Source organism: Campylobacter sp. JMF_04 NA10 (genome assembly GCF_027737655.1).
Taxonomy (GTDB): domain Bacteria; phylum Campylobacterota; class Campylobacteria; order Campylobacterales; family Campylobacteraceae; genus Campylobacter_B.
Window position 1 is genome coordinate 33,425 of sequence record NZ_JAOVTZ010000001.1, and the last position, 24,522, is coordinate 57,946.

A 24,522-nucleotide genomic window follows, 5' to 3' on the forward strand; every position below is an offset into this window, starting at 1 on the left:
TTTTTTGATTTGATTTTTTATCGGCATTATAAATTTTGAGTAAAAATATAAATTCATTTGCAAAACTAATTCTCATATATTTAAATTCATATTTTTTTATATTTAAATTCTACCATTTATTTTTAATTTTCATTTTTTCTAAATAATCATCAAGAGTATTAACAACCTTAGCTGGACTACCAAACGCTAGTGAATTAGACGGAATATCTTTCACTACGAGCGAACCAGCCCCTATGACAACATTATCGCCAATGCTAACTCCTGGCATTATTAAAGTTCTAGCTCCAACAAAAACATTATTGCCGATTTTTACAGGTGCAGTTTTGGTCTTTCCTAAAAACATTTTAGTGCTAGCATCATGACACAAAATATAAACTTGCGGAGCCAAAGTCACATTATCGCCAATCTCAATTAAATGGCAATGATGCGGATCTAAAACAACATTTGTTTGCCTGGCAAAATTTTTACCAACTTTCATACCACGAGAGATAAGCCAATCTGTGCTTACCTCGCCGCGCAAACGATTTATAAAATTTCTAATCTTTTTTAATATCAATTTAAATCTTCTTTTCCCAATTCAACGCACTTTGGATTATCTCGTCTAAATCCTCGTGGCATGGAACCCATGTTGTTTGGAAGCGAATTTTTGAAGCATTTGAGATTAGACAAGCTGGATCGCCCTCGCGACGCGGCGCGATTTCGACCGCAAAATCCACTCCACTTACCTTTTTAGCCTCGCTGATGACCTCTTTGACGCTAAATCCAGTGCCATAGCCCACATTAAAGACATTGCTGTCATTGGTTTGCAAGTATTCTAGCACCGCTAAATGCGCGCTCGCGAGATCCTCGACATGGATATAGTCCCTGATGCAAGTGCCGTCTTTGGTGTCGTAATCATCGCCGAAAATATACATTTTATCGCGTTTGCCAGTGATTGTTTGGGTTGCGATTTTGATTAAGTGAGTGGCGTTTGGATAATTTTGACCGATTAGTCCGTCGCTTGACGCGCCCGCGACATTGAAATAGCGCAAAATTCCAAATTTAAAATCCTTGTTCGCAGTGGCTGTATCTTTTAGTATCCACTCGACCATAAGCTTGCTTTTGCCATACGGATTTATCGGAGCTTGCGGGCTTTCCTCGGTTACTTTGCCGTTTTCTGGCTCGCCATAAGTCGCCGCTGTGGAGCTGAAAATGAAGTTTTTCACGCCGTATTTTTGGCAAAGCGCGATTAAATTTATCGCGTTTGCGGTGTTGTTTAGATAGTATTTTATCGGGTTTTTCACACTCTCGGCAACCTCGATAAACGCCGCGAAATGGATAATCGCGTCAAATTTTCCTTTTTTAAAAATTTCCTCGATTACTGGCAAATTTTCCAAATTTTCTTTAATAAATTCAAACTCGCCTACGCTTTTAAGCGCGTCGATTGCCTTCATTGAGCCTTTGCAAAGATTATCGACAACCACGATTTCATGGCGATTTGATTCTAAAAGTTGCTTTAAAACATGTGAGCCGATGTATCCAGCGCCACCTGTAACTAAAATTTTCATATCATTTTCCTTTTAAAAAAAATTTTTTGATTATACCCAAATTTGTTAAATTGCGGGTTTCAGGCGCAAAAATGTAGGAAATCTAGGCTTTTTTTCACTCGTTAAATTTTGGTATTGATAAGTGATGATAGTGCCGATTTTAGGGGGTTTTGCGCGCCACTCATCGCTCCAACCAGACCCTATTTTAAACTTCACTCCACTTTTTATATCCACGCAAGTTACCGAGCCCATTTTACCCTTGTTTTTGCCATATCCTGGGTTTATGTGCGTGATTTTGCACTCGCTATCGCGCATTTTTTTGTATTTTAGGATATTTGCACTGCGCCCGCTCTCATACAGCGCGTATGGATTTCGGATCACCAGCCCCTCACCGCCACTATCAACGACTAAATTTAGCATTTCTTCGATTTGTTCGTGCGAACTAACCGGAGTTTGCGGGATTACGACTAAATTTTGCACGCCGTTTTTTTCAATGAAATTTGATAAAATTTTCATCTTTTCAAACAAATTTTTTCTCTCATTTGGCATATCAAAAACATAAAATTTAATCTCGCTCCAACGCTCATCTGGCGTGGCTTTGCTCACAATCGAAGCGATTTTTTCAAACTCCCCTCGCCTGCTCCAAAGCTCGCCTTCGATCATAAAATTTGGAAATCCTTTTGTCCAAGATTCGGGAGCATTTATTATTTTGCCCTTACGCGAGCGAAGCGTCTTGCCGTCCCATACGGCGCGGATTCCGTCGAGTTTTTCGCTTACGACCCAGCCTGAGATATCCATGCCTTTTTTGTATTCTTTCAGCAGCATTGGGCGAAATTCATCGCCAAAAGCCAAATTTGCGAAAAATAAAAAAATACAAAAAAGCGTTTTTGCAAATTTATTCATTTTTAAATTTCTCAATCTCGCGCGCGATAAATTCGCAAAAAATCTCGCTATATCCCATATCGGCGCAGTGTTTTTGCAGATACTCGCTCATCAAATTTAGATTATCCAAATAATCATTTAGCAAAATTTTGCCACGCAAAAGCTCGTATTTTAGGAAAAGCCAGTATGTATTTAGCGTGTCGCTTTGGCAGTATTCGTCGATTTTATCGCCCTTTTCGTCATAAAACAGCTCCAAAACCTGATCGCCATGCACATCGTATTTGCCAGGCAGTCCCAAAGACGCGCACAAAAAGTCGAGTTTGAGCCCCCTAACAGAGCCAAAATCGCAAATGTGATCGAGCAAATCGAGGTGAAAAACCCCGTCATATCGCGAGCGATAATTCGTCCATTTATCCTTGTTTGCAAGCTTATCATCAGTGCAAAAATACTCGCTGGCGCTGATATTATGCACCATTGCGCGCACCATAATCATCGGCAAATCAAAGCCACGCCCGTTGAAGCTTACAAGGCGCGGATTGTGTGAGTTGATAAAATCAATAAATTTTTTGATTTTGCCCTTTTCATCATCTGCTTGCAGGGTGCTTACACGCACAAATTTGCCAAATTCATCAGCCAAAACCGCGCTGATACTTACGACTTTGTGGAAATTTATAGGCAAAAACTCGCTTCCTGTTTTTTCCTTGAAATGCGCCATTGCCGCGATTGAGAGCTTTTTGTGGTTTAAAATTTTGCTTTTATCATCATTAAAAATCGGCTCATCGCCATAAATTTTAGGCAGAGTATTTGAGACGCTATCGTTTTTGCTCTGAATTTTCGCATCAATTCCAGCAAGCAAAATTTTGGCATATTTTTTTTTGTCAAATTCATCATAGCACTCATTAATGATTTCTTTGTCTAAAATTCGAAGCAAAGCCGCAGTATCAGGCACAGTTTCGCAGTCAAAAACGCAAATGTAAGATTGTTTTTTATTCATAAATTTTCCATAAAATCAAGCTAGTTTATCCGCCAAAACGGCGGATAAAAGGATTAGTTTTTATCAATCGCTAAGATTGTGTTGCCCTCGTCATCGGTGGCGATGTCGCCCATGCCCATTATGTTATAACCGCAATCGACATAGTGAATCTCGCCCGTAACTGCACTGGCAAAGTCGCTAAGCAAATACGCGCCAGATTTGCCGACTTCGAAAATATCCACATTTCGTTTGAGTGGGGCATTTTTTTCGTTGTATTTTAGGATTAGGCGAAAATCGCCGATACCACTAGCTGCGAGAGTTTTAATCGGACCCGCTGAAATCGCATTTACGCGAATTCCGCGCTCACCCAAATCATGCGCTAGGTAGCGAACTGAGCTCTCTAACGCAGCTTTTGCTACGCCCATGACATTGTAATGTGGGACAAATTTCACGCCGCCAAGATAGCTTAATGTCAAAATCGCTCCGCCGTCATTTAATAGCGGTTCGACTGCATTTGTAAGCGCAATCAGCGAATAAACCGAGGTTTGCATAGCGATATTAAAAGCCTCTTTTGTAGTGTCGATAAATTTGCCATCAAGTGCCTCGCGTGGGGCAAATGCCACAGCGTGAAGCACGAAGTCAAATTTGCCAAAATCTTTTTCTAAACTCGCGCGCAAATTCGCCAAATGCTCGTCGTTGTTGATATCTAGCTCATAAATTTTATCGCTTCCAAGCTCCGCTGCAATCGGCTCGACGCGCTTTTTCAAAGCGTCATTTAAAAATGTAAAAGCCAGCTCTGCTCCCTGCTCGTGGCAAATTTTCGCAATGCCATAAGCGATAGATTTGTTATTTGCAACGCCGACGATTAGCCCTTTTTTGCCTTTTAGTATCATTTTGCTTCCTTGATTAGATTTATGAAATTTTCTGCTTCCCAGCTAGCCGTTCCCACTAAAACGCCGTCGCAACTTGAAATTTGCGAAATTTCGGCGATATTTTTTAAATTTACGCTTCCGCCATAAAGCAAAGGCGCCTTTGTTTTGGTACGCAAAAAGCTTAAAATTTCATCAATTATCGCGCTCGTGGCTGTATTCCCCGTGCCAATCGCCCAAATCGGCTCGTAAGCGATAACCAAATTCTGGTAATCTAAATCGATTTTTTCAAGCTGAGAGGCTAGGAAATCCTTGGTTTTGCCCTCTTTATACACAGCCTCGTTTTCGCCGATACAAAAGATGATTTTATAGCCCTCTGCCTTTGCGAATTCAAATTTTCGCGCGATTAGTTCGTCTGTTTCGCCCAAAATTTCGCGCCTTTCGCTATGTCCGATTAAAACGCAGTTTATACCAAACTCACCCAGCATTTCCTTGCCAATTTCGCCTGTGAAACTGCCGTTTTGGCATGGGTAGAAATTTTGTGCGCCTTGCGTGAATTTGTGATTTTGCGAATTAAAAGCTACACTTGGCGGAAATACCACAATTTGGTGCTTTGATAAAATTTCATCGCCCAAATTTGCATTTAAAATTTCGCAATAACGCTCGAAACTAGCCCTAGTGTGATTGCATTTTAAATTTGCGGCTAGTATCATTGCTCGCTATCCTCGATAGTTAGGACTTTTACGCCAGGAAGCTCTTTACCCTCGATTAGCTCCAAGCTAGCCCCACCACCTGTGGAGATAAATGTCATATCATCGGCGTTTCCGGCTCTTTCGACCACATCGGCTGTATCGCCACCGCCCACGACGGTCGTAGCGTCACTATCAGCGATGAAGTGCGATATACGCATACTTCCGCGCGCAAATTTATCGATCTCAAACACGCCCATAGGGCCGTTCCACCAGATAGTTTGCGCATCATCAAGCGCCTCTTTAAAAAGCGCCACGGTCGCAGGTCCGATATCTAGCCCCATCCAGCCAGCTGGGATTTCTTGAACCGTTACGCGCTTCATAACAGAATCTTGCGAGCAAGCAGGCGCTGCGATAGTATCAACTGGGATATAAATTTTAACGCCAAGTTCCTTGCCTTTGCGCAAAATATTTTTTGCTTCTTCGATCAAATCCTCTTCTAAAAGCGAATTTCCGATATCGTATCCGACGGCCTTTAAAAATGTAAAAGCCATACCGCCACCGATGATGAGTTTATCGACTTTTGGGAGTAGATTATGCAAGGCTTGGAGCTTTCCGCTTACCTTGCTACCGCCAGTTACAGCGACGAAAGGACGAGCTGGGCGTTTGATCAAATCAGCGGCGAATTTAATCTCTTTTTGTAGTAAAAATCCAGCCGCTTTGTGCTCGTTGTCGAAAAACTTCGTCACAGCCTCGACGCTTGCGTGCGCTCTGTGGCATACGCCAAATGCGTCATTGACATAAAATTCACCATAACTAGCTAGTTTTTTGGCTAATTCAGTATCGTTTTTGGTTTCGCCCTTTTCGAAACGCAAATTATCTAGTAATAAAAGCTCACCCTTTTTTAGCTCGCTAACTGCCTTGCTAGCGCGCTCTCCTACAATATCATCGACAAATTTAACCTCGCGATCAAGCAATCTGCCAAGTCTTTTTGCCACAGGGCGAAGGCTAAATTTCTCCTCGTAGCCGTTTTTTGGGCGGCCAAGGTGGCTTGCCAAAATCACGCAACCACCATTATCCAAACAATAGCGAATCGTAGGGATTGATGAGCGGATTCTGCGATCGTCTGTGATATTGCCAAACTCGTCCATAGGCACATTAAAATCGCATCTAATAAAAACTTTCGCGCCGTCTGTAAAATTCAAATCCTTAATATCTAAAATTTGGCTCATTTTAACCCCTTTTTGACGCTGCGAAAACCGCTAAATCAACCAATCTGTTACTATAACCCCACTCGTTGTCATACCAGCTTAGCACTTTGATTAAATTTCCACCAATCACCTGCGTGCAATCGCTCGCCACTGCTGTCGAAAATGTCGAAGTGCAAAAATCGCTTGATACGCGTTTGTCATCATCGACGACCAAAATTCCCTTCATTACGCCATTAGCGTATTTTCTAAAAATTTCATTTAGCTCGTCAGCTGTGGTCTCTTTTTTGGTCGATACGGTCAAATCTACCATTGAGACATTTGCTACTGGCACGCGCACAGCTTGTCCGTGCATTTTGCCTTTAAGCTGTGGCAAAATCAAGCTGATTGCCTTGGCTGCGCCTGTCGTAGTCGGTATGATATTGCACGCTGCCGCACGACTTCTGCGGAAATCGCGTGATTTGACATCGACTAGGCTTTGGCCGTTTGTATAAGCGTGGATTGTAGTCATCAAGCCCTTTTCGATACCTAGCTCATCGTCTAAAATTTTAGCCACAGGGCCAAGTCCGTTTGTGGTGCAACTAGCGTTTGAAATCACGCTCTCGCCTGCGTAGTTTTCGTGATTTACGCCGATTACATAAGTCGGAGTGTCGTCCTTAGCAGGGGCGCTCATAACGACAAGTTTAATGCCGTTATCCAAAAATGGTTTGCATTTTTCTGTGGTTAAAAATGCTCCCGTGCATTCTAGCACGACCTGGGCACCAAGCCCCGCGAAATCGAGCTCGCTAGCGTCTCTGGTGCTATAAACTCTGATTTTTTTGCCATCTACTGCGATGTAATCGTCGTTTATGATTTCAACTTTTTTATTAAATTCCCCATGAACTGTGTCGTATTGAAGCAAGTATCTAGTAAGGTCGCGTTTAGCGGTATCGTTGATAGCCACTAGCTCTACATCATCGCGATTTAGCGCGATTCTGGCTGCACATCTGCCGATGCGTCCAAAGCCGTTAATTGCAATTTTTGTTGCCATAATTTTTCCTTAAAATGAAATTTTAAAAATCTTATAATATTACAAAAATTTGGGTTAATTAACGGTAAAATGGATTAAATTTTAGCTGTTTTTGACGCTAAATTTCACGCCACTATCTTCGAAAACACTTAGCAAAATTTCATAAAATTCGCCAAATTTATCTTTTAAAATTTGGCCGTTTTCTATGATAAATTCAGCCTCTCTTCTCTCGGTTAGTGCGTCATAAAGTGCGTCTAGATTTGTAATGTAATCAAGCTCGAAATTTAGGCGTTTGGCGATAAATTTATAAAGCCCGGCTTTGCTTTTTACTTTGGCTGCGTCGATTGTGATTTGCTTCATTATTGCACCCTCTCAAAGCTCTTGTAATGATCTTTTGTGTAAAAAATCAAGCCGTCGTTTGAAAACACTAGCCGTTTTTTACCCCTAGCACCACCATTGTAATCAATATCAGCCTCTGTGTAAATTCTGCCCTTTTTAATAGGAAGCGCGCGCTCGTAATTTCCAAACCTATCGCCACCGATCGATTTATCCTTCGCGTATGCGTGCAGATCGCCACCGCTCCAACCAAGGGCGTTTGCCTGCTTTTTGGTGATGAAATTTGAAGGCAGTTTTCCGTGCGCTTTGATATGCTCGCTCACGCACTCTTTGCTAATGCAAAGCTCGCTATTTTGGGTTTGCGCGCTTTGCGAAATAGAATTTTTGCCATAAAATAAAAATAAAACTAATGCTAAAACCCCGAAAATCAGGGCAAAATTTAGAAATTTTTTACTCACCTTTGATTCTTTTTTTGGTTGCAAATTTAAAATAGCAAATTATCGCTGCTACAACCAAAGCTAGGATTAGTGGCGCGATATAAGGTTTTTCTTTGATATGAGAGTAGATTTCTTGGACGAAATCGCCTGCATAAAAGCTCAAAAGTCCGATGATAAGCGCCCATACAAGCGAACTAACCGCGTTTAAAATGCTAAATTTCAAAAACGAGTATTTTGTGATACCAATGGCGATTGGAACTAAGGTTTTTAGCCCATAGATGAATTTTTGGATTAAAATTATCCTATCGCCGTATCGTTTGAATAAAATTTGCGACAAAGCCAAATTTCGGCGCTGTTTTTTTAGGTATGGCATAATATCTTTTTTGTTGTAGCGACTGACCCAAAACAGCCCAGTATCGCCCAAGAAATTCGACACGCAGGCTACGGCTATGCAAACCCAAATATTAAGTTCGCCTGTAAAGCTTAAAATTCCAGCAGCCACCAAGGCGATAAATCCACCGCCCAAAGTGTATAAAAAAAGTAGTAAATATCCCCAAGTATGGAGGTTTTCAAACATAGAATCCATGAAATTTACCCACTTAATCTAGCCTAAAAATTTCGCCCTAAAACCTGCATTAAAAGCCTGTATTCTTGTGTGGAAGTATCGAAAGCCACGCTATTTTTGGTTTCTATGACAGAGCCGCCTAGGCTTACTCCGGCGAAAAATCCACCCTTGCTTGTGAAAACATACATATCTTTATTTATCATATCAAGTCTGCCAGAATCCGCGCTGTAATTGCCAACCACGGCTGTCGCGTCGCCTGAGAGGGTGATTTGGGATTTGCGCATTTTATTTATCATAGCCTCACTCATCACGAAAATTACCAAATAATTATCCTCATAGCCTATTTGAAGCCCGATACTAGCGTTTGAAATATCCACAGCACTTACCTGACCGCCCTTATAGACAATGACGCCCTCGCCATACATTCCGCCTATGATAAAGCCTAGCTTTTTCACACTTGGGAAAATCAGCACAGCCTCGGCCTCATTAGCTAGGTATTTATACGCAGAGTTGCTTTTCATCACAGACGAATACGCGCCCGCGCTATTTATCAAAAGCTCGTCCTCTCCAAAAAGTGCGCCCACAAAAAGCAAAAGTGAAAGTATGATTTTTTTCATTTTTTATCCTTAGTTAAATTTATTTTGCGATTTCAACCGCGCGAAGCTCGCGTATGACATTGACCTTGATTTCGCCCGGGAATTGCACCTTGTCTTGGATTTCCTCGGCGATCTCTTTTGCGATTAGCACAGCCTCATCATCGTTGATTAATTTTGCATTGGCAATGACGCGAATTTCGCGTCCAGCGTTGATTGCATAAGCTTGTTTTACACCGTTTTTACCAAGTGCGATTGTCTCTATATCATTAACCCTTTTTAGGAAGCTCTCCAATACTTCACGCCTTGCCCCAGGTCTAGCCGCACTTAGCGCGTCAGCTGCGCACACAGCAGCACTTTCTACGCTTGTAGCCTCCTCGTGTCCGTGGTGAGCGAAAATCGCATTAATCACGACTGGGTGCTCTTTGTATCTGCGACAAACCTCTGCACCCAAATCCACATGCGAGCCCTCGTATTCGTGTGTAAGAGCCTTGCCGATATCGTGCAAAAGTCCGGCCCTTTTGGCTAGTTTTGGATCGCCACCTGTCTCAGCTGCGATAATTCCTGCCAAATGCGCTACTTCAAGCGAGTGCGCAAGGGCATTTTGACCATAGCTTGCACGGAATTTTAACTTTCCAATGAGCTTTAAAATTTCTGGGTGCAGTTTGCCAATGCCTAGATCCATAACGATATTTTCGCCCTCTTCCAAAATGCTCGATTCGAACTCATCGCAAACTCTTTTATAAATATCCTCGATTCTAGCTGGCTGAATTCTACCATCTTCAATCAAAAGCTCGATTACGCGCACAGCGATAGCCCTGCGGTAAAGATTGTGCGAACTAACGATAATCGCATTTGGCGTATCATCGATAATGACATCTACGCCCAGCGTCATTTCCAAACTTTTGATATTGCGACCCTCTTTACCGATAATTCGGCCTTTTAGCTCATCGTTTTTGATATTTACGACATTTATTAGGCGTTCAGCCGCAAACTCGCCAGCAAAACGCGAAGTTGCCTGAGCGATGATATAATTTGCCTTTTTTCTAGCCTCTTTTTTCGCCTCTTCCTCGTGTTTGCGCACGATATGAGCGATATCTATGCGTGATTGTTCCTCGACCTTGCGCAAAATTTCATCTCTTGCCTCACTTTGCGTAAATCCAGCCACGCGCTCTAAAACTTTCAGCGATTCGGCTAGTTTTTCCTCGTAATTTTTCTTTAAATTTACGCCCTCATCGTAGAGAAATTTAGCTTCATTTCTCGCATTTTCTACATCTGCTTTGCTGTTTTTAAGCACCTCTTGTTCGGTTAAAAGAGCCTGTTCTTTTTTGTTCAGTTCGTTGAATTTTTGGTTGTAATCTTTTTGGAGATGATTTGACTTTTCCTCGTATTTCTTTTTAGCCTCTAATTCAGCCTCTTGAACTGAAATTTTAGAATCCCTAAGCACGCCCTCGGCTTCGAATTCTATGGCTTTTGCCTTTGCTTTTGCTTGTTCAATCAATACATCGTAATTTGCGTTATTGATTTTTCTAGCTACCCCATACCCTATGCCAGCGCCCACCGCAAGAGCGCACAAGGCGATTAAGATCTCTATCATATTTTCCTCTTTTAAAGTAATTTTTGCTCGGAGTAATGTAAAAATCACCTACCACATCATGGCTCAAAGATAAAATTTCATTTGTGAAACAATCCTCTAAGCTCACAAAAACCACGGCAGGTTTGTGTTTTAGACCTGAAAAAAACATATCATAATATCCTTTACCATGTCCTATTCTAGCGAGCCTTCCATCTACTCCAACCACTGGAATAACCGCTAGATCCACCTTGCCAAAATAGCCGTTTTGGGGCAGTGTTTCACGCAACCCAAAATGCGATTTGACAAAAGGAAGTCGCAATTTTACCATTTTTAAATTAATATCCGTTATAAGTGGAAGATAAAATTCGCATTTTTTACCCATTAAATTTTTCAAAAACAAAATTTCGGGCTCGTATTTTAGTGGCAAAAAAATCAAAATTTTGCGCGCACCAAGAGCGCGGATTAAATTCGCAATGCGCCTAGAAATGATATACGAAGTGCATTTGGCTGAAATTTTGGCACGAAATTTAAGCCTAGATTTGCAAATTTTCCTAAATTCATTTTTTTCCACGATTTTAACTTTGTATTAAATTTTAACGGCTATTTTAGCAAGTTTAAGTATAATTCCACATCAAAATTTACAAGGTAACAAATGAAATTTAAAATTTTACTAGCTCTGCTCATGGGTTTTTTCGTCCTTGCTGGGTGCGAGAAAAAGGACGAGCAAAGCGCAAATAGCGAGCCAGAGATAACCCAAAGCGCCGAAAATGAAAATATCCCCGCAGAAAGCACTATTGGCACCAATTACACTGCGCCGTTTTCGCTCACATTTACAAATAATCAAATTTTAAATATGCAAAAAAACAAAAATGGTTTTAGCATAAAAAATGGTGGCAAAACCACGCTTTTTGCCTTTTTTGCTTCGTGGTGTGATGCTTGCACAATCCAAGCAAGCGCGCTTAATGCGCTCGTGGAAAAATACGGCGATAAGCTCGATGTAGTGGCTGTTTTGATAGCTGATGAGATTTCATTGGATGAGCTAAAAGAGTATGAAAAAAAGGTAAAAGCCAAATTTAAAATAGCCTATGGCGAGGCAAATGATTTTTTCACAGGCACACTTGGAGGCATTTCAGAAATCCCGTATTTGGTGGTTTATGACAAAAAAGGCGAGTTTAGCGCTCAATATTTCGGCTTGATTCCCGAAGAAATTTTAACACTCGAAATGGAGAAAATTTTATAATGTTTAATTTTTTTAAAAAAGGTCTTAGCAAGACAATCGAGGCCATGAAGGAGGCCCGCGGCAAAAGCAAAATTTCAAAAGAAGTGCTTGAAGAAATGCTTTTAGAAGCCGATGTGGATTATGAAATCATCGAGGAAATTATATTTTATCTCCCGCCTAACGAATTCGTCGAAAAGACCGATTTGAAGCGTGTAATGAAGACATATTTTATGTATGAACACGAAAATTTCACCCCTGCTAAGCCTTATGTCGAGCTAATCCTTGGCGTAAATGGCGCAGGCAAGACAACCTCTGTCGCAAAGCTGGCAAATTTATACAAAAAAGCTGGAAATAGCGTGATTTTGGGCGCGTGTGATACATTTAGGGCGGGCGCAGTCGAGCAGATAAAACGCTGGTCGCAAATCATAAATGTCCCTATCATCGCTACCGCGCAAGGCCACGACCCTGCGGCTGTGGCATTTGACACCATTAGCTCAGCCGTCGCCAAAGGACTAGATCGCGTGCTAATCGATACAGCCGGCAGACTTCAAAACCAAAAAAACCTAGCAAACGAGCTAGAAAAAATCGTGCGTATCTCAGCCAGAGCCTGCGAGGGTGCGCCACATCGCAAAATCATCGTGCTTGATGCGACACAGGGAAACAACAGCGTAATCCAAGCCAAAGCTTTTAATGAAATCACCAAGCTTGATGGTATTATCATCACCAAACTCGACGGCACGCCAAAAGGTGGCGCGCTTTTTGGGATTGCGCGCGAGCTAGAAATCCCGATTTTGTATGTCGGCGTGGGCGAGAGCATGGACGATTTGATCAAATTTAACCCAGATGAGTTTGTCGATACCCTAGTCGATGGGCTTTTTGAATAGAGAAATTTCACTTTAAATTTGCAAATTTATAAAAAACTAAATTTGCAAATTCTTTTTAAATTTAGCCAAATTTAACCCCAATATAAGTGCGTTAAGAATATAATCTGACTTTGTTAAAATTTCAAAATTTAGGTCGAAAAATGCAAATTTATGCGGATAATTGCACCCTCTCATACGGGAAAAATCCTATTGTATCAAAACTAAGCTTTCGCGCTAATAGTGGCGAAATGGTAGCTGTAATGGGGCCAAGTGGCGTAGGCAAATCCACGACTTTGGGTCTGTTTTTTGGCGAAGCAAAATGCGAAAATGGCGAGTTTGGCATAAATGGTGCGCCAAATTTAGACCAAAATATAATCTCGCTGATTACGCAAGATGATATTTTGATAAAAGAATTTAGTGTTTATGAAAATCTCAAACACTACGCCAGATTGCACGGCGTGGCATTTTCGCGCATTGACGAAGTGATTAGTAGCCTAAATTTGGGCAAGGTGCGAAACAGCCCAGTATATAAAGGCGGCAAATGGGCGATTAGTGGCGGTCAGCGCAAAAGAGTAAATATCGCAATGGAAATGCTTTTATCACGCAATGAAATTTTCTTTGCCGATGAGCCAACCAGCGGGCTTAGCACCGCAGGCAGTATCCAGGTTTTGCAGAGCCTTCGCGACATAGCCGACGGCAAAAGCATGAACGCCCCTAAAATCGTCATGGTGATAATTCACCAGCCAAATTTAGAGATGATAAAGATGTTTGATAAAATTTTGCTTTTTGAAGAAATCAAAAAGGAAAATTGCAAAAAACCAACTAGCCTAGCAACGACGAAATTTATGAGCTTAGCAGAGTTTTTTAGCGAACATTTAGGTTGCGATTATGCGGGAGCTGATACGCTCGAACTTCACAAAAAATACAATGAATTTTTAAAGAGTATATGATGAAAGATATTTTAAATTTCACCCAGATTGAGCTTCTTCGAAACACCCTACGCAACGCCAAATACTTCATCTTTGGCGTGGTTGGCGTGGCGTGGTTTTTGGGGTATTTTATCGCGTGGATTTTCTCTCACAGCGATAGTTTCATAGACAACGACCATTATGTGGATTATCTCTTTTTTATCGCCATTTCAGCGGCGTTTTTGGGGATTTTAAAGGGCATTTATGACATTTACGGCGACAAAGAGCTAATGCGTAAATTTAGCCGTAGTGGGCTTAGTTTGTATAAATTTTTCGCCGCGAAATTTAGCGTCGCGCTGATAATTGGCATTTTTCAGTGCTATTTGCTCACAATCTCAGCCAAATCCATGCTCCAAATCCCAGAAGGCGTGCTAATTAGCACAAACTGGCTGATTTGCTCGTTTATTTTCATTTGCTCTTACGCTATGGCTCTGGTGGCTTCATGCCTCGTGCATAACGACAAAATGGCATCAATCAGCCTTGCGATCTTGCTCGTGCCTCAAATCATGCTAAGCGGGCTTGTGCCTTACGACAAACTTCACAAGGCGATATTTTTATGGCAAAGCGACTATGAGCGTATGCCACCACCTGCTATCATCATGCCTATACCTGTGGGGTTTGAAGCACTTGTAACGGCAAATTATAAAATGCTAATCGACGAAAACGGCAACTACCAAAATATGAACAACTCCCTAAAAGCCACGATTATCACCGATGAGGACAAATCAGGGTTTTTCCGCTCGCACAAAAGCGCATTTGGCGTGAGTATGTGGATATACGACCTGCTGTTAATAACGATTTTATGCGCGTTTTACTTCATCTTAGCGCAGAAAATTTTTATCTTTTTAAACACGCCGAAATTTAAAAAATCAAATTTGAAATTTAATAAAGGACAAATATGAAAGATTTTGCCAAATTTTTATTTGTTTGTGGCTTTGCGTTTGGCTTTGCGAACGCTAACGACGCTGAGTGCCTAGGCGGGGACGCCAAAGAGTGCTTCGCAAGCGCGAAAGCCTACGAGCAAAGTGGAGATAACGCAAAGGCGCAGGAATTTTACCAAAAAGCCTGCGAGCTAAACTATGCCGTAGGTTGCAACAAGGCTGGCGCGATTTTTGCCTCAAAGCAAGAAAACAAAAACGCAAAAACGCTATATCTCAAAGCTTGCGATCTAAATCACCACGAAAGTTGCGTAAATTTGGGCGAAATTTACGAAAACGAGGGCAACTGCAACAAAGCAAGTGAAATTTACAAAGATACCTTTGAAAACAAAAAATTTAAGCCGGCCCAGGCAAAATTCGAAGCCCTTGTTGGCAACGAAAAATGTATGAGCGACGAGATAAAAAGGCAAAAAGAAGAGGCTCAAAAAGAGATTGATGCTAAAATCAAAGCCCTAAAACCGCTCGAAGCCTTAGAGGATAAGGCATGCGAGCCAGGGGACGGCAGGAAATACTACCTACAAGGCATAAACTACGAAAATAACCAAACCGTAAGCGAAGCTGTAATGCTAAAAGTATTTCAAAAATCCTGCGATTGTGGCGAGGCGAAATCTTGCGACGAAGTGGCAAATATCTATATGAAAAACTACAACAATTTATCGAGCAAAGATAGAGAAACCGCACTAAATGCTACCAAACGCGCCTGCGACGGAAATATCGTAACAGGCTGCCAAAAACAAATCGTCGCAACCGAGCGATCTATGGGGATTTTCGATATCAAAGACAGACAAGAAAAAGAGCGTAAAATCGACGAGCTAAAAGAAAAAATCGTAGTTTTAACCGCAAATCACGAAAAGCTTTGCAAGGCTGGAAGTGGGCTAGAAAACGCGCTAAATTGCCATTGGTTGGCTGATTTTTATCTCTCAACCGGCAGAGATCACGAAGTAGCCGAAGCCGCAAGGCTCTATGATAGAGCGTGCGGGCTAGATATCAACGGCAGCTGCTACATGGTGGGCAAAATCTACCTAGACGGCCACAATAGTCGCACCAACCCAGACGATACGATAAATGTGGATTTTGGTAAAGCAAGGGCCTTTTACCGCAAGGCTTGCGACGCAGATGTCAAAATCGCATGCAAAAATTTAGGCGCGCTATACACACTTAGCGAATTTGAGAAAGACTGCGACGCAAACAGCTCTGATGCGTGCTTGCAAGCAGGCAAAATGCACGCACACGGAAACGAAAGTGAGAGATATTTCCAATACATTGCGCCAAATTTAGCCAAAGCACAAGAATTTTACAAAAAAGCCTGCGAGCTAAACAACTACGAAGCGTGCAATATCTGGGGTATGAACGCAGCAGAAATCGAATACAAAAAAGAAAGCTACAAATACGATGAAGCCAAAAACGCGCTTTTTAAGGCGTGCGATAATGGTATCGAAAAAGCCTGCGCAAATTTAGAAAAATGGATTGAGCTTCGAGATTTAGAGAATTCTTGCGAAAAGGATAGTGCCGAGGATTGCTTTAAGCTAGGTGAATTATACTGGAACGGATACGGCAGAAACGCCTATATGATACATATCAAACCAGACGGCAGAAAGGCGACAAAAGCCTACAAAAAAGCCTGCGAGCTAGGAAATATGCGTGCATGCAACTACGCTGGAAATGTCTATTACAAAGGCGATGTTGTAAGGCAGGATTACGACATAGCATTGGAATTTTACCACAAAGCTTGCGAGGGCGAATACGCCAGTGCGTGCAGAAACGCAGGGGCAATGTATTATGATGGCGTAGGCGTAGAGAAAAATATGGCAAAGGCCACTGAGTATTACGGCGAAGGTTGCGATCTGGGCGATAATTCAGAGCGATACAACTCATGCGAAATGTATAAAAAAGCAAAAAATGCGAAATAAAATTTATGGGCGAGTTTTACTCGTCCATAAAAATTTAATATAATTTTCCAAATTCCAAGTACTACGCGTAAAATTTATGTATTAAGCTTAAATTCAGCAAATTTTAACGGGGGGGGCTATAATCACTCTTTATTTTTTCTAAGGAGTTTTTATGGCAGATGAAAAAATCATAGTTGTCAATCAAGGTAGTGGCAATGCGGCTGGAATTTTGGCTATCGTATTTGCTATTTTAGGAATTTTCTTTTTAGGAATTTTATTTGTTCCACTTGCTCTTGTTTGTGCGATTATCGCTACGATTAAGGCGGTTAAAGGAGTTGCTTCAAAATTAGTTGCGATTATTTCTTGGATATTAATCATTATCGCCTTTGCTACTTCACCAATGCTACTAGGTATGCTTAGCATTGGGATGACTAGACAAGAAGTAAAAACAACACCAATTGGACTTGCTTACTCGCAAGAGTTTGAAACTGCACTAAAACAGATAAGAGATGATTTTTCTTTGCGTGGAGAATTTAGGGATTTACAATCTATGACCACGGTTAGACATTTTAAAAATGAAGCATTAAAACAAAAACTTGAAGTAGGCAAACCAATAGAATATAGTGTAGGCTTGAAATCAAAGGAGCAAATAGAATTTTGCGCTCAGATGGTTTTGAAGGAAAGTGGCAGTAAATACATTATAGAAACAAAAAATATAAATGAAAATAAAGACATTTGCAGAGAACTACATAATGCCGAACTCTATAAAAAACTAAAAACTTTTGAAATAAATTAAAATTGTAGAAGATAAAATAAAAATTTTGCTTTTGCATAGAAGCAAAAGCAAAATTTCTACTGCTCGTTCATAATCGATAAAAGTTCTGCGTTGTTTTTGGTTTTTAGGATTTTTGGGTATAAAAATTTCAGTGCCTCGACATCGTCCATCGTAGAAACCACAGAGCGAATAGCCCAAATTTTCTGCAAATTTTGCGCACCTTGGAGCAACTCTTCTTTTCTCGTGCCTGATTTTGTGATATTAATCGCTGGGTAAATTCGGCGATCGCTGATATTTCTATCTAGGATAATCTCGCTATTTCCGGTGCCTTTAAATTCCTCGAAAATCACATCGTCCATACGAGATCCCGTCTCGATTAGCGCAGTCGCCACGATAGTAAGCGATCCGCCGTTTTCGATATTTCGCGCCGCTCCAAAAAAGCGTTTTGGCTTGTGAAGTGCGTTGGCATCGACACCACCGCTTAGCACCTTACCGCTAGCTGGGGTTACGGTGTTGTAAGCGCGTGCAAGGCGGGTAATACTATCGAGCAAAATCACCACATCTTTGCCAATTTCGACGGCGCGTTTTGCCTTTTCGATCACGAGCTCAGCCACGCGCACATGGTTAAACGCAGGCTGATCGAAAGTCGAGCTAAACACCTCGCCACGCACACTGCGTTCCATATCGGTAACCTCTTCTGGTCTTTCATCTACCAAAAGCACCAAAAGCTCGACCTCTGGGTGATTTCTCGTAATTCCGTTTGCCAGCTCCTTCATAAGTTCGGTTTTACCTGTGCGAGGTGGAGCTGTGATAAGCGCTCTTTGACCCTTGCCAATCGGCGTAAAAAGGTCTAGCACGCGACCAGTTAGTTTCATCGGATCGTATTCGAGCTGTAATTTTTCAGTTGGAAAAAGCGGAGTAAGGTTGTCAAAAAGCGGTCTTTCTCTGGCTTCTTGGATTGATTTGTAATTAATCGCTTCGATTTTTAAAAGCGCATAATATTTCTCTTGATCTTTTGGTTCTCTGACCTGACCTGTGACGATATCGCCCACACGAAGGGCAAATTTACGAATTTGGCTTAGGCTGACATAGGCGTCATTTGCGCTATCGCTAAGGTTTGAGTCGATTCCTCGCAAAAAGCCGTATCCCTCAGGTGTAACCTCTAAAATTCCGGTAAATAAAATAAATCCGCCCTGTTTTGTCTGCATGCGAAGTATCTCAAACACGAGCTCTTGGCGGCGAAATTCGCGAGAATTTTCCACACCTAGCTCATCAGCGATTGCGACAAGATTTTCTAAATCCATAGCGCGAAGCTCTTCGATTTGATATCCCTCTACTGGGACATGAGTTTTAGCATGAACTTTTTTCGTGTGATTTGGTGCTTGTGGGGCGGTTTGGGTCTGTTGGGTTGAATTTTCCTTAGTGTTTTCCATTGTTCCTCTTTGAAATTTGAAGATTTAAAATTTGGCGGTAAAAGGTAGCTGTAATTATAAAATTTTATTCCTTAAACGCACCAAATTTTAGAATTTTTTGTTGTCTGCGAGTGATAATCTCATCGATTGAGAGATTTGCTAGCTTGTCAAGCTCGGCTAAAACATAGTTTCCTAGCAGTTTCGCCGTGGCGTCTCTGTCCCTGTGAGCGCCCATTTTAGGCTCTTCGATGACATCGTCGATTAGATCAAGCTCTTTTAACTCCTCAGCGGTAATCTTTAACGCTTTTGTCGCTGCTTCGCTTTTTTCTGGATCGTTCCACAAAATCGCCGCACAGCCCTCTGGCGAAATAACTGAAAAGATTGAGTTTTGTAGCATTGCTAATTTATCGGCTACGCCGATAGCTAGCGCGCCACCGCTTCCACCCTCGCCGATAACTACGGCGATTGTTGGAGTGCGTAGATTACTAAGTTCGTATAAATTTCGCGCGATTGCCTCGCTTTGTCCGCGCTCTTCGGCGCCGATTCCAGGATATGCACCCGGAGTGTCGATTAAAAATAAAATAGGCAGATTAAATTTTTCGGCTAATTTCGCCACTCTTAGAGCCTTGCGGTAACCTTCTGGGTGAGGCATACCGAAATTTCGCTTTAATTTATTTTTTGTGCCACGACCCTTTTGTTCTGCGATTACGACGATTTTGCGTGTGCCGATGATACCTAGGTAGCACACAATCGACGCGTCATCGCGATACGCGCGATCGCCGTGGATTTCGTGAGCGTCTTTTAAAAGTGCTCTGATATAATCAATCGCATAAGGACGATCTGGGTGGCGGGCTAGTTGCAAGCGTTGGTATTCGCTAAGATTTTTGTAAATTTTAGCGACCTCTTTTTCTAAATTTTTGTTTAAAATCTCAACCGCGTCCTCATCGCCACGAATTTTTGCGTTGGCGATATCATCATCTATTTGTTTAATAGATTTTTCAAAATCAAGATAACTTGCCATTATTTCACTCTTTTGAAGATTACAGATCCGTTTGTGCCACCAAAGCCGAAATTGTTGCTCATAACGCAATCAATCTGTGCTTTGCGCGCAGTATTTGGGACATAGTCCAAATCACACTCTGGATCTTTTGAAATTTGATTGATTGTAGGAGGGATAATTCCACTTTCCATAGCTAGTAGGGCAACCGCTGCCTCGATCGCACCAGCTGCTCCAAGACAATGCCCGATTTGACCCTTTGTAGAGCTTACAGCCGGGACATTTGCGCCAAATAGCTCTTTTAGAGCTGCTGTTTCGTTTCTGTCATTTACCGCAGTAGATGTGCCGTGAGCGTTGATATAATCAACCTTTGGTTCGCCAGCCATTTTATAGGCCTTTTTCATAGCGCGAAGCGGACCATCAAGCGTAGGCGAAGTGATATGATACGCATCACCGCTAGAACCATATCCGATAAGCTCGCCATAAATTTTAGCCCCTCTTGCAACTGCGTCCTCGTAAGTCTCTAAAACAAGCGCAGCTGCGCCCTCTCCCATAACAAAGCCATTTCTCTCCCCGTCAAACGGTCTGCTTGCATGCTCAGGATCGTCATTTCTAGTAGAAAGTGCCTTCATAGCGGCAAATCCACCGATACCGACAGGGCAAATCGCAGCCTCAGCGCCAACGACTAACATTTTTTTCGCTTCACCGACTTGGATAGTTTTCGCCGCCTCGATGATAGCGTGAGTAGATGCCGCACAAGCTGTAACACTGGCTAAATTTGGACCTTTGAGATTGTGATAAATAGAAATAAATCCGCCTAGCATATTTACTAGTGCAGACGGGATAAAAAATGGAGAAATTCTCCTAGGACCACGCTGCAAACAGACATTTGAGTTGATCTCAATATTCGGCAAACCACCGATTCCAGCGGCTGAGCTGATACCAAACTCATCAGCGTCAAATTCGCTAAATTTAGCATCACTCATAGCCTCTGCGGCAGCTTTTAGTCCTAGTTGAATAAATCTATCCATTTTCTTGATCTCTTTGCCGTCTTCGACAACCACGCTAGGATCGAAATCCTTAACTTCGGCTGCTATGCTAACTGGAAATTCGCTCGCATCAAAAAGTGTAATCTTGCCTACTCCGGTTTTTCCGCTGCAAATGTTTTCGAAACTACTTTTTTTATCAAGGCCAAGGGCTGTAATCATGCCAATTCCGGTTACTACGACTCTTTTCAAGATCAATTCCTTAAAATTTAAAATTTAAATTATTTATTTAAGCTTTCTACATAGCTTACGACATCGCCGATTGTTACTAATTTCTCTGATTCGCTATCTGGAATTTCGATGCCAAATTTCTCTTCCAAAGCCATTACTAGCTCAACTACATCTAATGAATCAGCGCCCAAATCTTCGATAATTTTTGCTTCTGGTTTTACTTGATCAGGTGCAACGCTAAGTTGCTCCACAACTACATCTCTTACATCTTCAAATGCTGCCATTTGGAACTCCTTTAAAAAAATAACTCGTTATATTATAATAAGTTTGCTTAAAGTATCGAAATTTAAACATTTTTACTATAATACGCGCCCTGACATTATAAAATTTGGAGTTAAATTTTGAGTAAAGATAGCTCGGTCAAACGCGTGATCGAAATCATATATGATTTGCAAAAAGGCAGTGTGCTAAATCTGGCGAATTTAGCGGATAAATACAGCGTCAGCGAGCGCACGCTAAGGCGAGATTTGGAGGTCATCAAAGAAATTTTTGGCGATATTTTCGTGCATTTGGGGGGCGGAAATTACCAAAGCTCGCAAAAAGTGATTTTTGAAAATATGCTAAATTCGAGCGAATTTTTTATGCTTAAAGAAATCATAAAACTCTCTCACAAATCCAGCCTAGAAATTTCAAAAAATTTAAGCAAATCCATGCAAGATAAAATTTTAAAAAACCTAGACGAGAGCCCATATATCTTTAAACACAAGCCTTACGAGGAAATTTTTGCTAGGCGGGAAATGTTTAAAATTTTAGAGCGCGCGATAACTTATAAAAAAGAAATTTCCTTTAAATACACAAACGCGGGCAAAATTTCGCACTTTACAATCCAGCCATATAAAATAATGTTTATGGAGCAAAATTTCTACCTCGCAGGACTGCAAAAACGCCCGCACAAGCACGCGCATGTGATTTTTCGAATCGCGATGATGAGCGAGGTCAAATTTAGCGGGAAAGAGTTTAAGCGCGACCAAAATTACCTAGATTTTTTGCATTTCATAAACTCGCCATGGGCTAGCTATTCGCCGAATTTCAGGGCGAATTTAATCAAAGTAATTTTGCAAATCCCGCAAGAACACGCCAAGTATTTCAGGCTCAAAAAATTCTACCCCACCCAAGAAATCGTTTGCGAAAACGACGACGGGAGCATAAATGTCGAATTTAGCGTGACAAATTTCGCCGAAATTTTAAACATCATCAAGCAGTGGCTTCCGCGCATAAAAGTCCTAGCCCCGCGCAAACTAGAAGGTATCGTGAAGGGCATAGCTAGGGAATTTTATGAGAATACACACGGAAATTTACCGCCACAAAAACCAAATTCCTAGCTAAATTTAATGGCAAATTCAGGCTAAATTCCCTACGCAAATAGGCAAAATTCTGTTTCATTTCTGCCCCCAAACTACCGCCCTAGCGAGCATATCAGCCTAGTCCAAACAAGCAAGATTAAGGAAAAAAACTTATAAAACCTTACCTAGGATTTTAAATAACTTTAAGGCGCGTAAAATTAGCACGCATCATAAAATTTCAACTTTGCGAAAACTAAATTTGAAATTTAATTTTTGCATTTTAAACTATAAATTTTGCACTTTAAGCGGCTCAGGCAACAAGCCTGATTCTGGTTATGAGCCAGAGAGATACACAGTCTCTAAAAGATTTAGCAAATCTTTATAGTTTGTTAGCGCGCCGTTTTTTGCCAAGTGGCGCTTTCTTGGTCTCCTTTTTCGCTCGTTTTCGATATGCTCGCTAGGGCGGTATCAAATCTCGAATTTCGCCCTATTTCGCAAACCTGCGCGAGGTTAGATTTCAATCATCGTTTTAGCATTGATTTCAGACAGACTCAAATCAATCTCGCTTAAAAGCATGACTAGCTCGTCTTTTTGCGCGATCGCTTTTTCCAAAGTAAGTGGCGAGATAATCTCGATTTTATAGGCATCACGGAAGCTTTTTAGAGTTTGTTCAATCGTATCTTTAGGCAAGCTGTTTTTGGCCGCGCCATAGATAGATTCTAGCGTTTTTTGCGCCTTTTCCTCGGTTTTGGCTTCCTCTTTTTCCTTGATTTTCGCCGCCTCATCAAGGTAAGCAATCATCATAGATAATTCATCGATCCAGGCGCTCACAATGCCCTTGTATTCGATAGCCTCGATGATAGATAGCTCTTCTTTGCCGATTTTAATGGTGTTTTGCACATTTGCCTTGGCAACTGCGCCTTTTAGCGCGCGTTTTTTCTTGCGCAAATCCGCCCTGCTATCCAGCACGCCATTGGCGTATTTTAAGAAATCTTGCGGAGTTTGGTTGCTAGCATTTACCAAAACGCCGTTTATTGCGACTTTGGCTAATTTGTAATCCCCGCCTTGCAACTTTTTATCAATCAACTTAATCTCAGCCAACGCTCTTGTGAGTGAAATTTCCATTTTTTGCTCCTTGTTTTTGATTTGGAGCAATTTTACATGGATTTTTTGTCATATTGTGTCAAAAAATAAAAATGTAGAATTTTAAGAAGAAAATTTAAAATTTTGCCGAAAATTCGGCAAAATTTGGTTACATATAAAGTCCGCCGTTGATTTTAAGCACATCGCCGGTGATATAGCTAGCATAATCGCTAAGCAAAAACGCCACGCCGTGCGCCACATCTTGCGCGCTTCCGAAGCGTTTAAGCGGGATATTTGCCTCGTAGTTCGCTCTGATCTCATCGCTTAGAGCGTCTGTCATATCAGTAGCGATAAAGCCCGGTGTCACGCAGTTAAAGCGCACTCCGCGACTCGCACCCTCTTTGGCGAAACTCTTGCTCATCGCTATCATACCGCCCTTGCTCGCGCTGTAATTCACCTGCCCTGCATTTCCCATTTCTCCGACGATTGAGGCGATATTTACGACTGCTCCGAAGCGTTTTTTGCTCATTACTTTTAGTGCCTCGCGTGAGCCGATAAAAGCCGAAGTGAGATTCGCGTCAATTACGCGAGTGAAGTCTTCGAGCTTCATACGAAGGGCTAGTTTGTCGTTTGTGATACCTGCGTTATTGACGAGGTAGCTTAGTTCGCCGTCACACTCGATTATCGCATTTATCGCTTCGCAAAATTCAGCCTCGTTTGTCGCGTCAAATTTCACCACAGCGCCCTCGCCGCCACCAGCTCGAATTTCTTCTAAAAGCGCGTCGGCTAGCTCAGGCTTTGAGCGGTAGTTGATCCATACTTTAAGCCCCATGCTAGCTAGCACTCTGGCGATATCTGCGCCGATTCCTCTACTTGCGCCTGTGATTAAGACATTTTTTCCACTAAATTTCATTTTTTATCCTTTTTTGAAAAATTTGCGCATTATAGCGGGTTATCGTAAATAAAGCATTTTCGCTCTTTATTTGAAAAATTTCAGCGCCAGATTATGTATAAAAATGCAAAAATCACGATTACAGCAAATATGTTGCTCATATCATAGCCTAAAAAATTGCCCCAGTTTTCATAAGGTATATGAATATCCCAAAATTTCGCCTCCAAGCCAGATATGAAGCTATCAATCAAATTTTGCATTTT

28 protein-coding genes are annotated in these 24,522 nt (G+C 41.6%); 7 read left to right on the forward strand and 21 right to left on the reverse strand.

All coding sequences use genetic code 11. The annotated features are described in order from the left end of the window. Positions 1–109: 109 nt before the first annotated feature. The 14 genes from OFO12_RS00160 to OFO12_RS00225 form a co-directional block, all read right to left on the reverse strand. Positions 110–556 (reverse strand): acyltransferase, encoded by a 447-nt coding sequence (locus OFO12_RS00160; protein WP_270869032.1) that lies wholly within the window; start codon positions 554–556, stop codon positions 110–112. A gap of 1 nt (position 557) precedes the next feature. Further along, entirely contained in the window at positions 558–1,547 is a 990-nt protein-coding gene (galE, locus tag OFO12_RS00165; RefSeq protein WP_270868074.1) for a UDP-glucose 4-epimerase GalE, read from the reverse strand. A gap of 45 nt (positions 1,548–1,592) precedes the next feature. After that, positions 1,593–2,444, reverse strand: a complete 852-nt coding sequence (locus OFO12_RS00170) for a DNA ligase (protein WP_270869033.1) — start codon at positions 2,442–2,444, stop codon at positions 1,593–1,595. Further along, positions 2,422–3,402 (reverse strand): 3'-5' exonuclease, encoded by a 981-nt coding sequence (locus OFO12_RS00175; RefSeq protein ID WP_270869034.1) that lies wholly within the window; start codon positions 3,400–3,402, stop codon positions 2,422–2,424. Before OFO12_RS00175 ends, OFO12_RS00170 begins: the two co-directional genes overlap by 23 nt. Before the next feature lie 53 nt (positions 3,403–3,455). Continuing rightward, on the reverse strand, positions 3,456–4,274 hold the full coding sequence (fabI, locus tag OFO12_RS00180; protein ID WP_270859372.1) for an enoyl-ACP reductase FabI: 819 nt from the start codon (positions 4,272–4,274) through the stop codon (positions 3,456–3,458). Continuing rightward, the gene (locus OFO12_RS00185; RefSeq protein ID WP_270869035.1) at positions 4,271–4,963 is read right to left on the reverse strand and encodes a triose-phosphate isomerase; all 693 of its coding nucleotides are present in this window, start codon (positions 4,961–4,963) and stop codon (positions 4,271–4,273) included. Before OFO12_RS00185 ends, fabI begins: the two co-directional genes overlap by 4 nt. Beyond that, positions 4,960–6,171, reverse strand: a complete 1,212-nt coding sequence (locus OFO12_RS00190; RefSeq protein ID WP_270869036.1) for a phosphoglycerate kinase — start codon at positions 6,169–6,171, stop codon at positions 4,960–4,962. Before OFO12_RS00190 ends, OFO12_RS00185 begins: the two co-directional genes overlap by 4 nt. A 1-nt stretch (position 6,172) precedes the next feature. Next, positions 6,173–7,177: a type I glyceraldehyde-3-phosphate dehydrogenase gene (gap, locus tag OFO12_RS00195; protein ID WP_270869037.1), complete on the reverse strand. Its 1,005-nt coding sequence runs from the start codon at positions 7,175–7,177 to the stop codon at positions 6,173–6,175. Positions 7,178–7,258: 81 nt separating this feature from the next. Continuing rightward, on the reverse strand, positions 7,259–7,516 hold the full coding sequence (locus OFO12_RS00200) for a barstar family protein (protein WP_270869038.1): 258 nt from the start codon (positions 7,514–7,516) through the stop codon (positions 7,259–7,261). Further along, positions 7,516–7,950: a ribonuclease domain-containing protein gene (locus OFO12_RS00205; protein ID WP_270869039.1), complete on the reverse strand. Its 435-nt coding sequence runs from the start codon at positions 7,948–7,950 to the stop codon at positions 7,516–7,518. Before OFO12_RS00205 ends, OFO12_RS00200 begins: the two co-directional genes overlap by 1 nt. Beyond that, positions 7,943–8,515 carry a DedA family protein gene (locus tag OFO12_RS00210; protein ID WP_270869040.1) on the reverse strand — a complete coding sequence of 191 codons (573 nt, stop codon included), beginning with the start codon at positions 8,513–8,515 and terminating at the stop codon, positions 7,943–7,945. The genes OFO12_RS00205 and OFO12_RS00210 overlap by 8 nt, the downstream gene beginning before the upstream one ends. A 23-nt stretch (positions 8,516–8,538) precedes the next feature. Then, complete coding sequence (locus tag OFO12_RS00215) at positions 8,539–9,111, reverse strand: lipid-binding SYLF domain-containing protein (protein WP_270861941.1); 573 nt, start codon at positions 9,109–9,111, stop codon at positions 8,539–8,541. Positions 9,112–9,130: 19 nt separating this feature from the next. Continuing rightward, positions 9,131–10,684, reverse strand: a complete 1,554-nt coding sequence (rny, locus tag OFO12_RS00220; RefSeq protein ID WP_270859364.1) for a ribonuclease Y — start codon at positions 10,682–10,684, stop codon at positions 9,131–9,133. Then, the gene (locus OFO12_RS00225; RefSeq protein ID WP_270869041.1) at positions 10,617–11,234 is read right to left on the reverse strand and encodes a 5-formyltetrahydrofolate cyclo-ligase; all 618 of its coding nucleotides are present in this window, start codon (positions 11,232–11,234) and stop codon (positions 10,617–10,619) included. Before OFO12_RS00225 ends, rny begins: the two co-directional genes overlap by 68 nt. An 81-nt stretch (positions 11,235–11,315) precedes the next feature. On the opposite strand from OFO12_RS00225, the gene OFO12_RS00230 reads away from it, so the two are divergent. From OFO12_RS00230 to OFO12_RS00255, 6 genes are all read left to right on the forward strand, one after another. Continuing rightward, positions 11,316–11,903, forward strand: coding sequence for a TlpA family protein disulfide reductase (locus OFO12_RS00230; protein ID WP_270869042.1), 588 nt, complete (start codon positions 11,316–11,318; stop codon positions 11,901–11,903). Then, complete coding sequence (ftsY, locus tag OFO12_RS00235; RefSeq protein WP_270869043.1) at positions 11,903–12,766, forward strand: signal recognition particle-docking protein FtsY; 864 nt, start codon at positions 11,903–11,905, stop codon at positions 12,764–12,766. The genes OFO12_RS00230 and ftsY overlap by 1 nt, the downstream gene beginning before the upstream one ends. A gap of 140 nt (positions 12,767–12,906) precedes the next feature. Next, positions 12,907–13,695 carry an ATP-binding cassette domain-containing protein gene (locus OFO12_RS00240; RefSeq protein ID WP_270869044.1) on the forward strand — a complete coding sequence of 263 codons (789 nt, stop codon included), beginning with the start codon at positions 12,907–12,909 and terminating at the stop codon, positions 13,693–13,695. After that, positions 13,695–14,615 carry an ABC transporter permease gene (locus OFO12_RS00245; protein ID WP_270869045.1) on the forward strand — a complete coding sequence of 307 codons (921 nt, stop codon included), beginning with the start codon at positions 13,695–13,697 and terminating at the stop codon, positions 14,613–14,615. Before OFO12_RS00240 ends, OFO12_RS00245 begins: the two co-directional genes overlap by 1 nt. Next, the gene (locus OFO12_RS00250; RefSeq protein ID WP_270869046.1) at positions 14,612–16,561 is read left to right on the forward strand and encodes a tetratricopeptide repeat protein; all 1,950 of its coding nucleotides are present in this window, start codon (positions 14,612–14,614) and stop codon (positions 16,559–16,561) included. Before OFO12_RS00245 ends, OFO12_RS00250 begins: the two co-directional genes overlap by 4 nt. A 151-nt stretch (positions 16,562–16,712) precedes the next feature. Then, positions 16,713–17,336, forward strand: coding sequence for a hypothetical protein (locus tag OFO12_RS00255; protein WP_270869047.1), 624 nt, complete (start codon positions 16,713–16,715; stop codon positions 17,334–17,336). Positions 17,337–17,392: 56 nt separating this feature from the next. Here OFO12_RS00255 and rho read toward each other — a convergent pair whose 3' ends face one another. The 4 genes from rho to acpP form a co-directional block, all read right to left on the reverse strand. Beyond that, a complete protein-coding gene (rho, locus tag OFO12_RS00260; RefSeq protein ID WP_270859359.1) occupies positions 17,393–18,748 on the reverse strand; it encodes a transcription termination factor Rho in 1,356 nt (451 codons plus the stop codon). Positions 18,749–18,812: 64 nt separating this feature from the next. Then, complete coding sequence (gene accA, locus OFO12_RS00265; RefSeq protein ID WP_270861946.1) at positions 18,813–19,748, reverse strand: acetyl-CoA carboxylase carboxyl transferase subunit alpha; 936 nt, start codon at positions 19,746–19,748, stop codon at positions 18,813–18,815. Further along, positions 19,748–20,962 carry a beta-ketoacyl-ACP synthase II gene (locus OFO12_RS00270; protein ID WP_270861947.1) on the reverse strand — a complete coding sequence of 405 codons (1,215 nt, stop codon included), beginning with the start codon at positions 20,960–20,962 and terminating at the stop codon, positions 19,748–19,750. The genes accA and OFO12_RS00270 overlap by 1 nt, the downstream gene beginning before the upstream one ends. A 29-nt stretch (positions 20,963–20,991) precedes the next feature. Continuing rightward, entirely contained in the window at positions 20,992–21,225 is a 234-nt protein-coding gene (gene acpP, locus OFO12_RS00275; protein ID WP_270859356.1) for an acyl carrier protein, read from the reverse strand. Between the two features lie 117 nt (positions 21,226–21,342). Here acpP and OFO12_RS00280 point away from each other — a divergent pair, with 117 nt between their 5' ends. Next, on the forward strand, positions 21,343–22,323 hold the full coding sequence (locus OFO12_RS00280; protein ID WP_270869048.1) for a helix-turn-helix transcriptional regulator: 981 nt from the start codon (positions 21,343–21,345) through the stop codon (positions 22,321–22,323). A 471-nt stretch (positions 22,324–22,794) separates the two neighbouring features. Here the strand turns inward: OFO12_RS00280 and OFO12_RS00285 are convergent, their stop codons facing one another. The 3 genes from OFO12_RS00285 to OFO12_RS00295 all read right to left on the reverse strand — a co-directional run bounded on the left by OFO12_RS00285 (position 22,795) and on the right by OFO12_RS00295 (position 24,519). Further along, the gene (locus OFO12_RS00285; RefSeq protein ID WP_270869049.1) at positions 22,795–23,409 is read right to left on the reverse strand and encodes a hypothetical protein; all 615 of its coding nucleotides are present in this window, start codon (positions 23,407–23,409) and stop codon (positions 22,795–22,797) included. A 127-nt stretch (positions 23,410–23,536) separates the two neighbouring features. Continuing rightward, positions 23,537–24,280: a 3-oxoacyl-ACP reductase FabG gene (gene fabG / locus OFO12_RS00290; RefSeq protein ID WP_270869050.1), complete on the reverse strand. Its 744-nt coding sequence runs from the start codon at positions 24,278–24,280 to the stop codon at positions 23,537–23,539. An 80-nt stretch (positions 24,281–24,360) separates the two neighbouring features. After that, the gene (locus OFO12_RS00295; protein WP_270869051.1) at positions 24,361–24,519 is read right to left on the reverse strand and encodes a hypothetical protein; all 159 of its coding nucleotides are present in this window, start codon (positions 24,517–24,519) and stop codon (positions 24,361–24,363) included. Positions 24,520–24,522 lie beyond the last annotated feature (3 nt).